Raw genomic sequence first — 13614 nt, forward strand, 5'->3', positions numbered from 1 at the left:
ATGCTTGATAACGTGAAATTTCACAAAAATAGCCCCTGCCTGATTGGGTAGACACCGCATTGCATCTTTTCGCCTACGCTTCTAGGATACTACAAGAGCTGTCTATCCTGTTAATCTCCGGACTTCTTCCCACCTTTGCTCACTGCTAACTAGAAGAACGACCCAGATAGGCACCCGTACGGGTATCGACCTTTACTGCTTGTCCCTCCCTAATAAAAAGAGGCACGTGGACCACCTTTCCAGTCTCTAAGGTGACAGGTTTCAGCACATTGCTAACCGAATCCCCACGAACCCCCTCCGGGGATTCTATGACTTTTAGACTAACCGAAGAAGGTAATTCGATTTGAACCGGCCTATCTCCTATTTTTAGGATAGTTACTGAGAGGTTTTCTGTAAGATACTCTTTGATGGAAACTACCAGATCCTCCTGTAGGCTGATTGTCTCGTAGGTTTTGGGCTCCATGAAGTGGTATCCATGGCGGTCAGCATAGCTGAACTCAAGAGTCTGTCGCGTTATCTCTACAAGCTCTACTTTTTCAGTAGAGGAGAACCTTACCTCAGCTGACCTCCCAGTGCTGATGTAGCGGATTAGCACCTGAACAAAGGCCCTCAGATTACCTGGAGTCCGGTGTTGTACCTCCAGTACAATAGCTGGATGTTTATTGTAACGAACAGCCATGCCCTTACGTAGGTCATTCGCGAGAGCCATTAGTGTGGGATCAATAGATCTTTGCTAGGTATTCAAAAGCGCCTAAGCCAGCTTTAGGCGTGTTAAGTCTTGTGAGTCAACCAGTCCTATGGGTCGGTTGGAGGTGTCTACAACCACCAGGTCATCGATCCGATGTTTCCGAAGAATACGGAGAACCTCAGCAGCAGGTTGGCTATCAATAACCGTTACTGGGTAACGTGTAACAAATTTTTCGACCATCTGACCCCCAATATCAGGAGAACTAGGGAAATGTCTGGCAAAATCACCTTGGGTAAAAATGCCGGATAGATAGCCAGAAGAATCTACCACTGTAACGCACCCACACCGTTTGTGCGTCATCTTTTGAACAGCCTCCAGGACGGTAGCTGAGGGTAAGACAAGAGCCATTTCTTCACGCGTGCGCATGACATCTCTCACCTTTAGCAAAAGAGAACGCCCCAGGCGGCCGCCCGGGTGAAACTTGGCAAAGTCTTCTGCGCTGAAACAGTTTGTTTCCAGAAGCACCATTGCCAGCGCATCTCCAATTACCAACATTGCCGTCGTACTGGAGGTGGGAGAAAGAGAGAGCGGACAAGCCTCCCGTGAAACAGCCACGTCTAATACGATGTCACTGGCCCTGGCCAGACTAGAATTGATGCTACCAGTCATTGCAATCATTTTGACATCAAAACGGATGAGAGCTGGAAGGATACCTACTATCTCTTCCGTTTCACCACTATAGCTTAAGAAAAGGACTACATCCCCGCCGGCGACAATGCCAAGGTCACCATGTAGCGCATTTAGAGAACTTAAAACAACAGCTGCACTCCCTGTACTAGTAAGGGTGGCTGCAATCTTTTTTCCAATATGACCTGACTTCCCTACACCAACTACAACGATCTTCCCCCTTTTTTGAAGGGTAGCCTTAATCAAATTTACTGCATCCAAGAAACTAGTACCTAAACGCTGCCCAACGCGACACACCTCCTCCATCTCAATGGAGACAACGCGCCTGGCCCGTTCTAAGTAATCCATTCCGGATTTTTTTAACCTGGATCAAGAGGAAACAACAACCCTCCTCCCCCTCCTACAGAAGGGGAGTATACCACACGCTGTCGGATAGCGTCAAAAGAGAAACACACACTACCGTATGATGCCTCGATGGCTAGAGGTAATAAAAGAAATAAGAGTATTAATATTGCTACTAGAGCCCATCTCCTGTCGGATCCTTTTTAGAGCCTGTTGCACGTTGAGATTAGAACGATAGAGGATGCGAAAAGCTCCTTTCAATGTTAGAAGTTCACCTTCCCCGAATCCAAAACGTTTCAGCCCTACAACATTAATTCCGTGGATCTCCGCTGGGTTTCCGTCTGCAATCATAAAAGGAGGGACATCTTGTACAATTTTGGAACACCCTCCCACAATAGCGTGTTGACCGATTCGACAAAATTGGTGCGCTGCGGTCAGGCCGCCAATAACTGCATGGTCTTCCACACAAACATGTCCGGCAAGTGTAGCACCGTTTGAAAAAACAATATGATTGCCAACTTCGCAGTCATGGGCTACGTGGCTGTATGCTAGAAAGTTACTGTAATTCCCAATTACAGTCTTTGATTTTTGGGTAGTCCCCCGATTAATGGTGACACCCTCTCGAAAAGTATTACTCTTTCCAATTTCCAGGTGAGTGGGCTCACCTTCATATTTAAGATCTTGCGTGCGCTGACCGATAGAACAAAAAGGATAGAAGGTGTTCTTCACCCCTATCGTACAGGGACCATGAAGAACCACATGACTGTGAAGTACACAGCTTTTTCCAAGAAAAACTTTAGGACCCACGTTGCAGTAGGGACCAATACAGCACCCTTCTTCCAGGATGGCCGTGGAATCCACAATGGCGGTATGGTGGATCCTTGTCATGATGAAACGAGACCGAATAGTAAACTAGCTTCGGAAACTACTGTATTATTGACGAGACATTTACAGCATGCCCTGCCCAAACGCTTGGTGGCATGAACCATCTTTGCGTGGATGAAGAGGGTGTCTCCTGGTACCACTGGTCTGCGAAATTTAACGTCATCAGCGCTCATGAAGTACCCAATTTTTCCTGAGTTCTCTGTTTTTCGCATCATTAAAATACTCGCTACTTGGGCCATAGCTTCCAATTGAAGGACACCCGGCATGACCGGATGTCCTGGAAAATGCCCCTGAAAATATGGTTCGTTGATGGTAACGGATTTAACTCCGACAGCTGTCATGTCATCCCGGAGCTCTATAACACGATCGACCATTAAAAATGGATACCGATGAGGCAGCGTTCTCATCACTTCATGAACGTCCAGCACTGGTGATCTGGAAATGGTTGGAACTGGAGTTGTAGCTAGTAGTTGTGTGTACCGTTTGGCAAGTAGCTTGGCTAGCTCCGTATTGGGCCCATGTCCTGGTCGGACAGCGATCACATGAGCACAAAGTCGGCGTCCCATTAAGGCAAGATCACCGACAATATCCAGGATCTTGTGCCGCACAAATTCATCTGGAAAACGAAGCGGCTCTCTACTAAGAACAGAATCCCCACGAGCCACTATCGCGTTTTCCAGACTTCCTCCCTTTATCAGTCCATCCTGCATCAGCATTCTTACATCCTCATAGAAGACGAATGTGCGTGCTGGGGCGATTTCTTTCTCATATATCTCCGGAGTAATAATGGAAGAAAGAAATTGAGTAAACTGCCCCTTAGGGCCTACCTGTGTACAAGAAATCCGAAACTTATTGTCAGGTACAACAGTTAACAAAGAGCCCTCTCGGCTTTCTAGATGGATAGGCTCTAGGACCTCAAACTGAGAGAGTGCCGCCTCCTGCTCAATGATGCCTGCTGCACGAATAAGCCGCACAAAGGGTTGAGCACTACCATCCCCAATGGGGGGTTCATTAGCATCCATTTCTACAAGTGCATTGTCAACTCCCATACCGGAGAGTGCAGAAAGGATGTGCTCAACAGTATGAACCTGGACATTTCCATTAACGATGGTGGTAGCACGCTCGACAGTTTTCACATTTTCAGCCTTTGCCTCTACGATGGGTTGGTTGGGTAAGTCCTTGCGTTGAAATTTTACCCCATAGCCTGGATTGGCAGGATGAATGGTGAGGTGAACATTTTCCCCGGTGTGGAGGGAAATACCAGTTAGAGTGGCTGATTGTGCAAACGTCCGTTGTTTTTCCACGCTCAAAAGAGTGCATTTGATACAGGAACAGCTTCCTAGCAGGAAAGGTGAGATGGGTCTACGCTCAATCTAGAGGGCAGGCCAGATTTGTTTTTTTGCAGATCGCTTATCCTTCTTATGTAAGCATGTAAGATGCGAGGGTTGCTAGGCTGACAGGCCACCTGGGTGTTAGGGTATATAGCCCTTGATCCTGTATGATCATGCCAATTTTTTCCTTTAGGCAATTCCTCTCAGGAGGGGTACGCCCTAACGGGCAGATGTCACGAAGTCCTTTTGCAAAAAAGTTGGCTTCCAGTTGGGGATTGGTCACAGACGATCTCGCGCGATGGCGCCACAAGAAAACGAACTGACGTTACAGGAAGAAATATACTTATCACAGTGCAGGTGAAGTACGTTGTGCGGGGCCACTGTTCAGTCACCTGAAACTGATTTTGATGTCAATTTACCCAGGATGGCCTTAGTCTCGCCGACAATCCACCATGCCCGGGGAGGATAAGCATGGAGTGCAAATCAAGAAGAAATGATAGACGAGGTGCAAGCTAGGACATACTCTCCCCCTTGGGAATGATGTATAAGGAATGGGACGCTTACTTTACAGAAAGGGTATGCTCGCAAAGCGCATTATTCCCTGCCTTGACGTCAACAAGGGTCGTGTGGTCAAGGGAAGGTGTTTTTCGGCGTTGAGAGATGCTGGCCATCCCGTTGAATGCGCTAAAGCATACGATGCGCAGGGGGCGGATGAGCTGGCTTTTCTGGACATTACTGCCTCTCGCGAGGGAAGGCCAGCCCTCCTCTCCTTAATAGAGGATGTGGCTGAGGTATGTTTTGTTCCCCTCACAGTAGGTGGTGGAATCCGGAGTATAGACGATGTGCGAGCTGTGCTCTCATCAGGAGCTGATAAGGTTAGTATAAACACCTCAGCCGTTCAAACTCCCTATTTGATCAGAGATGGCGCAGAGAGCTTTGGTTCGCAGTGTGTGGTGGTGGCGATTGATGCCCGGCATGAGCCAGGATTCGGTTGGCGCGTTTATTCCCATGGAGGGAGCAAGCCTACACCGTTGGAGGCAGTCACGTGGGCCTGTCGTGTGGCAGATCTGGGGGCAGGCGAGATTCTCTTAACCAGCATGGATGCAGACGGGACCTGCAGTGGCTATGACTGCAGGCTTAGCAAGGAGGTGAGCCAATCCGTTGGGATTCCGGTAATTGCTAGTGGGGGCGCTGGGGAACTGGCCCATCTGGCCCAGGTTCTGACAGAGGGTGGTGCCGACGCCGTCCTGGCTGCTAGCATCTTTCACTTTGGAAAATACACCCTCCAAACTGTCAAGGAGTTCCTTCTTTCCAAGGGGATCACGGTGCGGCCGCCCCGCATAGCAGCCAAATAACCGTCCACCGCCCCGTTATAGTGAGTCGCTCCAATTCAACTCTTCAATAGCTCAGCAACGACCGCACGTTCCTCCGTGAGCTCGCTTATACTAGTTGCTATTTTCGACCGGCCAAACGGGTCTATCTGGAGACCCTGGACAATTTCCACGCAGCCTCCTCTGGAACGGACAGGAAAGGAAGCAACGAGGCCCTTCTCTATACCGTAACTTCCGTCCGAAGATAAAGATACGCTATGCCAGTCTCCGGGACTCGTTGGCTCAGCGATGCTACGAATGGTTTCCACAATCGCGTGTGCAGCAGATTGCGCCGAAGAAAGCCCCGTGGCATGAATAATGGTGCTACCTCGCTGCTGAACACTTTGAATAAAATCACCCCTTAGCCATTCCATATCCGGAATGACTTCGCAAACTAAACAACCCCCAATGCGAGCATTCAGGAAGTCTGGATATAATGTGCTGGAATGGTTGCCCCAGACGGCGACATTGGTAACCTCTCGCCAATGTTGACCAGCCTTTTCTGCAAGTTGAGCCTTAGCACGGTTTTCATCGAGTCGACTCATCGCAAACCACCGATTATTAGGAATATCTCGCGCGCTACTCATAGCAATTAGGCAATTCGTATTACACGGATTACCAATTACTAGTACTCGGACATCGGCTGCGGCATTCCTTTGAATAGCGTGTCCCTGCTTCACGAAGATCTTCCCATTGGTGCTCAATAGATCCTTGCGTTCCATGCCAACTTTTCTTGGCATACTTCCCACAAGTAACGCCCAATTTACATCTCGGAAACCCTCGTCCAAGTCATCAGTAGCTATAACACTCTCCAGAAGGGGAAAAGCACAATCGAGCAGTTCCATAAGGATGCCTTCCAGTGACTTGAGGGCAGATGGTACCTCAATGAGCCGTAGAATAATGGGCTGGCTAGGGCCGAAAAGACTTCCTGAAACGATTCTTGGGAGCAAGGAATAACCAACCCGGCCAGCGGCACCGGTGACAGCAACATGGATAGGCTTCTTCAAGGCAAGTTTCCTCCTCTTCCTTAGGTAATTATCAGAATGAACCCCCTCTCAGCAAGCTCAACACCCTCCCTGACCAAATGACTAAAATGACTAAATGACTAAAACACCAGATCCCCCTTCTTGCTTCAGGCCAACGACAGCTCCCGCGTAGGACGGACCCACAAGCCGCCAAGCTGGCTACTCACACCGGCTGCCAGCTTAGGCCTGGGCATCCAGTTTTTGTCAATAAAGAATTGGGTAAACTTTAGACACTTGCCAGAATTTAGGCTCTCGGAGATAGGGCTACTGAGCTGCGCCTGTCTATCATTCATTCTCGTCTGGGTTTGGAACTTTGAAAGAATGAACAAGGAGAACCAGGCAATTGGGAAAAAGGATGTGCCAATTAAGCCATCCAAGACCCACAACTCTCCTGCAAGGGATCCTTTGATCCTCTCCTTGTTTGCTACAAGATAAGAAGACAAGATATATGAGACGTGTTAGGGACGTGTGCTTGTAGGTCCTATTAGGACAGAAAACTCACGGGGGGATTGTACCAACTTGACTCTGCTGGTAGATATCTTGGCTATGAGCAAGCTAGTGAAGGAGGTGAAAGTGCGTGGGGTAATTCCGGCTGATAGCAGCTGTGCAGTTTTCCTTGGCAATGAGGAAAAAACTTTTGTGATCTATGTGGATGTCGGAGTGGGAAGTGCAATTAGCATGTTCCTTAGTAGCATCCAAAAAGATCGGCCGCATACACATGATCTTGTCGGACTCATGCTAACTGCTTTTAGTGCTCGCGTAGATCGGGTAATCATTAACCAACTTAAGGGAACCACCTATTATGGACGCTTGATCATTGCTGCTGAAAATGAGCTCCATCAGCGGAGGATCATTGAGCTAGATGCGCGCCCTAGCGATTGCATTGCGATGGCTGCGCAGCAACGCGCACCGATCTATGTCAGTCAGGAAGTTTGGGATGAGGTTGAAGACATGTCTGATGTTCTCCATGGCATAGAAGAGGAACGCCGTCGGGAGGGGGATCAGGGGTAAGGGTTCTAGAAGCCTCCCTTGCCATCGCACATGCGTTCCTATTCTACTGACATAGGGTTTGTGACCCGTTACAGAGGCTTTCCAAGGAGAAAAAGCCCAAGACTTACAGCAGCAGGGCTAGCTATCGGCTCGAGGGGGAGAAGGTTCCGCACACCGCACATAATATAAACGGATAGACAGCCACCTACCTCGGAGTTCTGGGAAGCTTGGGGCCATAACACTTATGGAGGGAGATTTTTCGCCCTGCATTCTGTGCTGCGCTCTGCTACTATCCATCTGAATTCTTGGCGCAGCTGATTCCTGTGTTTAATCGGCCAAAGAAAAAAGGTCGGATGATAGCGATGATAAAATAGAACTCGCCGACGTTAGCCGCCGCCATAAGTGTGCCCTCCAAAACGGACCTGAGCCTTGCAAACTACAGCTAACTGTAGCCTTCCTCCCTACTCTATTCTTGAGTCTTGTAGGAAGGATGAATAAGAGGGGTTTAGAAGAAGAGTTGTTACTAAGAGCTTTACTAAAGGGGACCAGTTAGTAGACAATTTTTCCGATAGTATTCGATTAGTTGCTATGGGACTAAGGGGGGGATCTAAGCTCTCCAGATCTCGCCTATAGCAAGTCTTTGGCAACAAGCAGGGTGCTGCTGCTCGTACTCGCGTCTTTTTCCGGTATTTGTATGCACTAGGAGATGTGAGGAGGGGGAGTGAAAATTAAGTTCACGATCAGTTTCCTAAAAAGGTAATCTGTTAATAATATCCAGCAGGGACGGTGTGCGGTTGTCCAAGCCCCTATGTCTTCTCACAACTCGGAGGCAACAAAGCAAAGCAAGAGTAACATAGGAACAGGATGAGGTGGAATCACAAGCATGCGTGTAGTCATTTTCCCCATTCCAGTAACTTGTGGGGAGAGATAAGGAAGAAAGTCGCGGCGCGACTTTGTCTTCGTCCAAGACACGAAGCATAGATATCTGCTGACGAGAGAGTCTCTCTGGTAGGAACTCTTGTTGAGCTGGCAGGCTCCAAATCGAAGTATGGTCCCCAAAACCAGGCTAAAAAGCCCAGGGCCTTACGGCATCGCGTGATCCCCGCCTGACCAATAAATTCTCTTTGTCTAGGATAGAACTGCCTTATCTCAAGCTCTCTACAAGAATCCACATCTGAATCCACATCTTGTACAGGAGGGTCTTATCCCATAGGGGTTGGATTCTTTCCTGACGGAGGACAAGCACCAAATAAGACTAAATGCAACGATTGAACAAATTATGAAGATCCACGTTGACGGTACCCTCTACGAAGAAGAGAATGCGAAAATCTCCGTGTTCGACCATGGCTTACTCTACGGAGATGGAGTTTTTGAGGGAATTCGATTCTATAACGGCAGAGTGTTCCAATTAGAGGCCCACATAGACCGCCTCTTTGACTCTGCCCATTCCATTTGCCTAAAACCCCCCATAACTAAGACGGGGATGCAACAAGCGCTGTTGGAGACCGTTCGGGCCAATCAGCTACAGAGCGGGTACATCCGACTACTTCTGACTAGGGGCATCGGCAACCTGGGACTTAACCCGGAACATTGCCGTCTCCCAGCGGTGATCATTATTGCTGACTGCATTAATCTATATCCAGCGGAGATTTACAGGAGGGGACTGAAGGTTATAACCTGCACAACTCGCAGGACGACCTCTACAGCGCTCAGCCCAATGGTTAAGTCTCTCAATTACCTCAACAATATTCTGGCCAAGATAGAGGCTTCCCAGGCTGGTGCTGAAGAAGGTCTTATGCTTAATGAGTGGGGGTACGTTGCGGAGTGTACGGCTGACAACATTTTCATCGTGAGAAAGCAGGGCATAGTTACCCCTCCGGTTACCGCTGGAGCGTTGGCAGGAATTACCCGTTCTGTCATCTTCGATCTAGCGTTAGATCTTGGAATTTCCCTAAAAGAAGCTGATATTACTCGCCATGAGGTTTTTGTGGCAGATGAGTGTTTTTTAACTGGAACCGCAGCGGAGATTATTCCAGTAGCAATGTTGGATGGCCGGAGAATAGGAGTGGAAGTACCTGGTCCCATAACGCAGCGTTTGAGCAGTGAATTCCATCAGTTGACACGAAGGGTAGGTACTGTGATTTACTGACTGCATGCGATGTGATGTTTGCCAGAGCAAGGAAGCAACAGTTTTTTTGACTCAAATCGTCGAGGGCAAGATGCAGAAGGTTAATCTCTGTGAAGCTTGTTCGAAGAACAAGGGAGTAAGTGATCCTGTAGGTTTTGAGTTGGCAGAGCTTTTAGTAGGATTAGGAACAGCCCCGAGTATAGATGTGCAGCCTCCCATACCAAAGTGCGTTGTCTGTGGATTTACGCAAACAGAATTCAAGAAAACCGGACGTTTGGGCTGTAGCAATTGCTATGATGCCTTTTCAAGGTTGCTTTTGGGCATGTTGAAAAACATGCATAAGGGCGTTCGACACAGCGGTAAAGTGCCTGCTCGATACCATAAGCTCCGCTCCTACCGGGAACGCTTGAAGACATTAAACGATACACTGCAACGGGCCGTAGAGGCCGAGGAATATGAAAAAGCGGCAGCAATCCGGGATGAAATTCATCAGCTAGAGTCGGAACGTGCGTGATGAAACTCTCCAAAATTATTTCCAATACAGGTGAGTGGCTAAAAGGGGAGGGGCCTCACCGGAACATTGTCATTAGTAGCAGGGTGCGCCTGGCACGGAACCTGCGGGGCAAGCCTTTTCCCGGTTGGGCTAAAAAAGCGGAGCGTTTGGGAGTAGTACAGATAATCAAACCTGTTGTTGAATCGCTTCCGGAGATGCAAGACGCCTTCACGGAGCATCTAGAATCGCTTTCTTCGCTGGAAAAACAAATTTTGGTAGAACGTCATCTCATCAGTAGAGAACATGCAGCCAGGGGGGTGGGAAGTGCTGTTGTAATGAACACTGCTCAAACCCTTAGCTTCATGATCAACGAGGAGGACCATCTACGCATGCAGGCTATCTGTTCCGGTCTCCAGCTGACCAAAGTGTTCGATATGATTAACCAAGCGGACAGCAAGCTAGAAATGGCACTTGACTTTGCCTTTCATGATCAACTTGGATATCTTACAGCCTGTCCTACAAATGTCGGCACCGGTATACGTGCTTCTGCTATGCTGCATCTGCCTGCCCTGGTGATGAACGACCTAGTAAACAAAATTATTAATTCAGTTAATAAGATTGGCTTAGCTGTCCGTGGGCTCCATGGAGAGGGATCTGAGGCTATTGGCAATCTTTTCCAGGTTTCCAACCAGACCACACTAGGTGAGTCAGAGGAGGAGATTATCGATCGACTCAACAAGGTAATTGAAACCATCCTCGAGCATGAGCAGAATGCGCGCCAAGTTCTTCTGGAGCAGCGTTCTGTCACATTATTAGACCAGATTGGGCGTGCCTACGGTATACTTTGCCACGCCCGCTCGATTGGTTCGAAAGAAGCGCTTAATTTGCTTTCCATCATTAAGCTTGGGATAGACTTAGGTTTGTTTCACGATGGTGCCAGACATCTTGTAGATGAGCTTTTTATTGAGACCCAACCGGCGCACCTCCAAAAGGGTGTACAAAAGATGGCAGTCGAAGCTCGAGATGCATTACGTTCTTCTATCATCCGAACAAAATTGAATGCTATATCTCAGCCGGATGTTGCTAGGATTAGCCCTATGCCGGGAGAGGATGGGAAGACCTCATGATGAAAAACTTCACACCACGGGCACAGCAAGCGCTAGCGCTTGCTCGTAAAGAGGCAGATCGCTTTAACCATAACTACATTGGTACCGAACACGTATTGCTAGGGCTAATTAAATTAGGGGAAGGTGTGGCTGTTAGCGTACTGCAAAGAATGGGCTTGGATCTAGAAATGGTGCGCGTGGAAGTAGAAAAGCAAGTAGGAACCGGTCCAGAAGCTAAAATAGTGGGAAATATTCCCTACACTCCTCGTGTAAAGAAAGTTCTTGCCCTAGCCGGAAAGGAAGCCAAAAACTTCCAGCATTCCTATATTGGTACTGAGCATGTGTTGTTAGGGCTGCTGCGCGAGGGAGAGGGGGTTGCTGCAAGGGTTTTAAAAAATTTGGAAGTAGATCTTGAACGTGCCAGGAGCGAGGTCATGAGGGAGCTGGATCCTAATTTCGGTGCTCAAGAGGGAGAAGGTGGGGAGCCTATGGTGGCCGAAGCAGTGGGAGGAGGAGCAGCAGGGGGAAAGGGAGGCAGAACCCCGGCTCTACGTGCTTTTGGGAGAGACCTTACTGAGTGTGCCAAAAGGGGGGAGATAGATCTGGTTATTGGACGGAGTGACGAAATTGAGCGAGTAATTCAAATTCTTTGCCGTCGTACGAAGAATAATCCGGTTCTTATTGGGGAAGCCGGGGTTGGCAAAACTGCTATTATTGAAGGACTGGCCCAAGCAATAATTCAAGGAAATGTTCCGGAAATTCTGAGAGACAAACGAGTCATCACCTTGGACCTCGCGCTTATGGTGGCAGGGACAAAATATCGTGGCCAGTTTGAGGAGCGAATTAAAGCGGTGATAGATGAGATTCGGAAAACCAAAAACGTTATCCTTTTTATCGATGAGTTGCACACTATCGTCGGAGCTGGATCTGCGGAAGGAGCAATGGATGCCTCTAACATTATCAAGCCCGCCCTAAGTCGAGGTGAGCTGCAGTGTATTGGGGCAACTACGTTTAGTGAATATCGAAAATACGTTGAAAGGGATGCTGCCTTGGAGCGGCGTTTTCAAACAGTAAAGGTGGAGGCGCCGTCTACTTCGCAGACTGTCCAGATTCTCAAGGGAATACGTCCAAAATATGAGGCTCATCACGGAGTCAGAATTACTGATGGGGCTTTAGAGGCAGCGGCAAGATATTCGGAGCGCTACCTTACTGGGCGTTTCCTTCCGGACAAAGCCATAGACGTGATGGATGAGGCAGGCGCTCGTGCCCGTATCGCCTCAATGGCTAGACCGCCTAGCATAAAGGACATAGAAAACGAGATCGAGGTTGCTCGATCGAACAAAGAGTCAGCTATCAAACTGCAAGACTTTGAAAGGGCTGCCTCGTTGCGTGACTGCGAAAGGCAAGCTAGAGAGAGGTTAGAGGTCGCTCTTGCTGAGTGGGAAGCGAGACGTAAGGAAAAGGAGGTTTACGTCACGGAGGAAGATGTTCTTCATATTGTTTCGAAATGGACCGGGGTACCACTAAGTCGCATGGAGCAAAAAGAGGCTTCCAAACTTCTTGCAATGGAGAATGAGCTGAAAAAGCAACTTATTGGGCAAGATGAGGCAGTGGTTACTATTTGTAGAGCCTTGCGACGTTCTCGTACGGATCTTAAGGACCCGAAGCGTCCCATTGGCTCCTTTATCTTCTTGGGCCCCACTGGAGTGGGCAAGACGTTTCTTGCACGGACATTAGCCGAGTTTATGTTCGGGGACGCTGACGCCTTGGTGCAGCTTGATATGTCCGAGTATATGGAGAAGTTCACGGCTACACGTCTAATCGGTTCTCCACCCGGCTTCATCGGATACGAAGAGGGAGGCCAACTGGCAGAGTCAATACGCCATCGCCCATACTCGGTGGTGCTCTTCGACGAGATCGAAAAAGCGCATCCGGATGTAATGCACCTCCTTCTGCAAGTCTTGGAGGAGGGTAGGATAACAGACAGTCTTGGCCGAAGGGTGGATTTTCGGAACACGGTCATCATTCTAACGTCCAATGTGGGGGCAGAGCTAATCAAGAAACAGACAGCCTTAGGATTTGGTGTCTCCAAGCCCCAGGACAACTACGAGTCCATGCGAGAGAAGATTCTAGCAGAAGCTAAGAAGGTTTTTAAACCAGAGTTTTTAAACCGGCTGGATGACGTTATTGTTTTCCATTCACTCACACGTCTGGATCTGGAACGCATTGTTAATCTGGAGGTGGCAAAGGTCGTCGAGCGCATCCGCACCAAGGAAATCAATTTATGCCTGGACTCAACTGCGATCGAATTTTTGATCGAGAAAGGATACGATCCTGCCTACGGTGCTCGTCCAATGCGACGAGCTGTTGAGCGTTTCTTAGAAAACCCTATGGCGGAAGAGCTGTTGCGTGGGAACTTGAAAGGGGGGGATCAGGTAGATGTAAAGAGAGATGGAGAGAAACTCTCCTTTCGTATAAAGGAGGGTTCTGTAGCTATTACCACTGATAGCTAGCTAGGCTGAGGGCTAGGCTAAATAAAGCAAAGAAGATTGCCCCCCTTTATCCTCAG

Annotated in this window: 11 protein-coding genes; 6 read left to right on the forward strand and 5 right to left on the reverse strand. The window is 48.6% G+C overall.

Annotated elements, in window-relative coordinates:
* Positions 1-145: 145 nt before the first annotated feature.
* The 4 genes from efp to JMM79_03660 all read right to left on the reverse strand — a co-directional run bounded on the left by efp (position 146) and on the right by JMM79_03660 (position 3912).
* Positions 146-709 carry an elongation factor P gene (gene efp, locus JMM79_03645; GenBank protein QQY08312.1) on the reverse strand — a complete coding sequence of 188 codons (564 nt, stop codon included), beginning with the start codon at positions 707-709 and terminating at the stop codon, positions 146-148.
* Positions 710-751: 42 nt separating this feature from the next.
* On the reverse strand, positions 752-1723 hold the full coding sequence (locus JMM79_03650) for a KpsF/GutQ family sugar-phosphate isomerase (GenBank protein QQY08313.1): 972 nt from the start codon (positions 1721-1723) through the stop codon (positions 752-754).
* A 108-nt stretch (positions 1724-1831) separates the two neighbouring features.
* On the reverse strand, positions 1832-2605 hold the full coding sequence (gene lpxA / locus JMM79_03655) for an acyl-ACP--UDP-N-acetylglucosamine O-acyltransferase (protein ID QQY08314.1): 774 nt from the start codon (positions 2603-2605) through the stop codon (positions 1832-1834).
* Positions 2602-3912 (reverse strand): bifunctional UDP-3-O-[3-hydroxymyristoyl] N-acetylglucosamine deacetylase/3-hydroxyacyl-ACP dehydratase, encoded by a 1311-nt coding sequence (locus JMM79_03660; protein ID QQY08315.1) that lies wholly within the window; start codon positions 3910-3912, stop codon positions 2602-2604. Before JMM79_03660 ends, lpxA begins: the two co-directional genes overlap by 4 nt.
* A 599-nt stretch (positions 3913-4511) precedes the next feature.
* Between JMM79_03660 and hisF the strand changes: the two genes are divergently transcribed.
* Positions 4512-5288 (forward strand): imidazole glycerol phosphate synthase subunit HisF, encoded by a 777-nt coding sequence (gene hisF, locus JMM79_03665; GenBank protein QQY08316.1) that lies wholly within the window; start codon positions 4512-4514, stop codon positions 5286-5288.
* 35 nt (positions 5289-5323) lie between these two features.
* Here hisF and JMM79_03670 read toward each other — a convergent pair whose 3' ends face one another.
* On the reverse strand, positions 5324-6310 hold the full coding sequence (locus tag JMM79_03670) for a malate dehydrogenase (GenBank protein QQY08317.1): 987 nt from the start codon (positions 6308-6310) through the stop codon (positions 5324-5326).
* 564 nt (positions 6311-6874) lie between these two features.
* On the opposite strand from JMM79_03670, the gene JMM79_03675 reads away from it, so the two are divergent.
* The 5 genes from JMM79_03675 (at position 6875) to JMM79_03695 (ending at position 13558) form a co-directional block, all read left to right on the forward strand.
* Positions 6875-7339 (forward strand): bifunctional nuclease family protein, encoded by a 465-nt coding sequence (locus tag JMM79_03675; protein ID QQY08776.1) that lies wholly within the window; start codon positions 6875-6877, stop codon positions 7337-7339.
* 1258 nt (positions 7340-8597) lie between these two features.
* Positions 8598-9467, forward strand: a complete 870-nt coding sequence (gene ilvE / locus JMM79_03680) for a branched-chain-amino-acid transaminase (protein QQY08318.1) — start codon at positions 8598-8600, stop codon at positions 9465-9467.
* Positions 9468-9471: 4 nt separating this feature from the next.
* Positions 9472-9960 carry a UvrB/UvrC motif-containing protein gene (locus tag JMM79_03685; protein ID QQY08319.1) on the forward strand — a complete coding sequence of 163 codons (489 nt, stop codon included), beginning with the start codon at positions 9472-9474 and terminating at the stop codon, positions 9958-9960.
* The gene (locus tag JMM79_03690) at positions 9960-11066 is read left to right on the forward strand and encodes a protein arginine kinase (protein ID QQY08320.1); all 1107 of its coding nucleotides are present in this window, start codon (positions 9960-9962) and stop codon (positions 11064-11066) included. Before JMM79_03685 ends, JMM79_03690 begins: the two co-directional genes overlap by 1 nt.
* Positions 11066-13558 (forward strand): ATP-dependent Clp protease ATP-binding subunit, encoded by a 2493-nt coding sequence (locus JMM79_03695; protein QQY08777.1) that lies wholly within the window; start codon positions 11066-11068, stop codon positions 13556-13558. Before JMM79_03690 ends, JMM79_03695 begins: the two co-directional genes overlap by 1 nt.
* Positions 13559-13614: the final 56 nt, after the last annotated feature.

Source organism: Candidatus Xiphinematobacter sp. (assembly GCA_016766635.1).
Lineage (GTDB): Bacteria > Verrucomicrobiota > Verrucomicrobiia > Chthoniobacterales > Xiphinematobacteraceae > Xiphinematobacter.

Coding starts and splice junctions, on each gene's coding strand:
- JMM79_03650 (QQY08313.1), bottom strand. CDS start 1,723: ATGGATTACTTAGAACGGGCCAGGCGCGTTGTCTCCATTGAGATGGAG.
- JMM79_03675 (QQY08776.1), top strand. CDS start 6,875: ATGAGCAAGCTAGTGAAGGAGGTGAAAGTGCGTGGGGTAATTCCGGCT.
- hisF (QQY08316.1), top strand. CDS start 4,512: ATGCTCGCAAAGCGCATTATTCCCTGCCTTGACGTCAACAAGGGTCGT.
- JMM79_03685 (QQY08319.1), top strand. CDS start 9,472: ATGCGATGTGATGTTTGCCAGAGCAAGGAAGCAACAGTTTTTTTGACT.
- ilvE (QQY08318.1), top strand. CDS start 8,598: ATGAAGATCCACGTTGACGGTACCCTCTACGAAGAAGAGAATGCGAAA.
- efp (QQY08312.1), bottom strand. CDS start 709: ATGGCTCTCGCGAATGACCTACGTAAGGGCATGGCTGTTCGTTACAAT.
- JMM79_03690 (QQY08320.1), top strand. CDS start 9,960: ATGAAACTCTCCAAAATTATTTCCAATACAGGTGAGTGGCTAAAAGGG.
- JMM79_03695 (QQY08777.1), top strand. CDS start 11,066: ATGAAAAACTTCACACCACGGGCACAGCAAGCGCTAGCGCTTGCTCGT.
- lpxA (QQY08314.1), bottom strand. CDS start 2,605: ATGACAAGGATCCACCATACCGCCATTGTGGATTCCACGGCCATCCTG.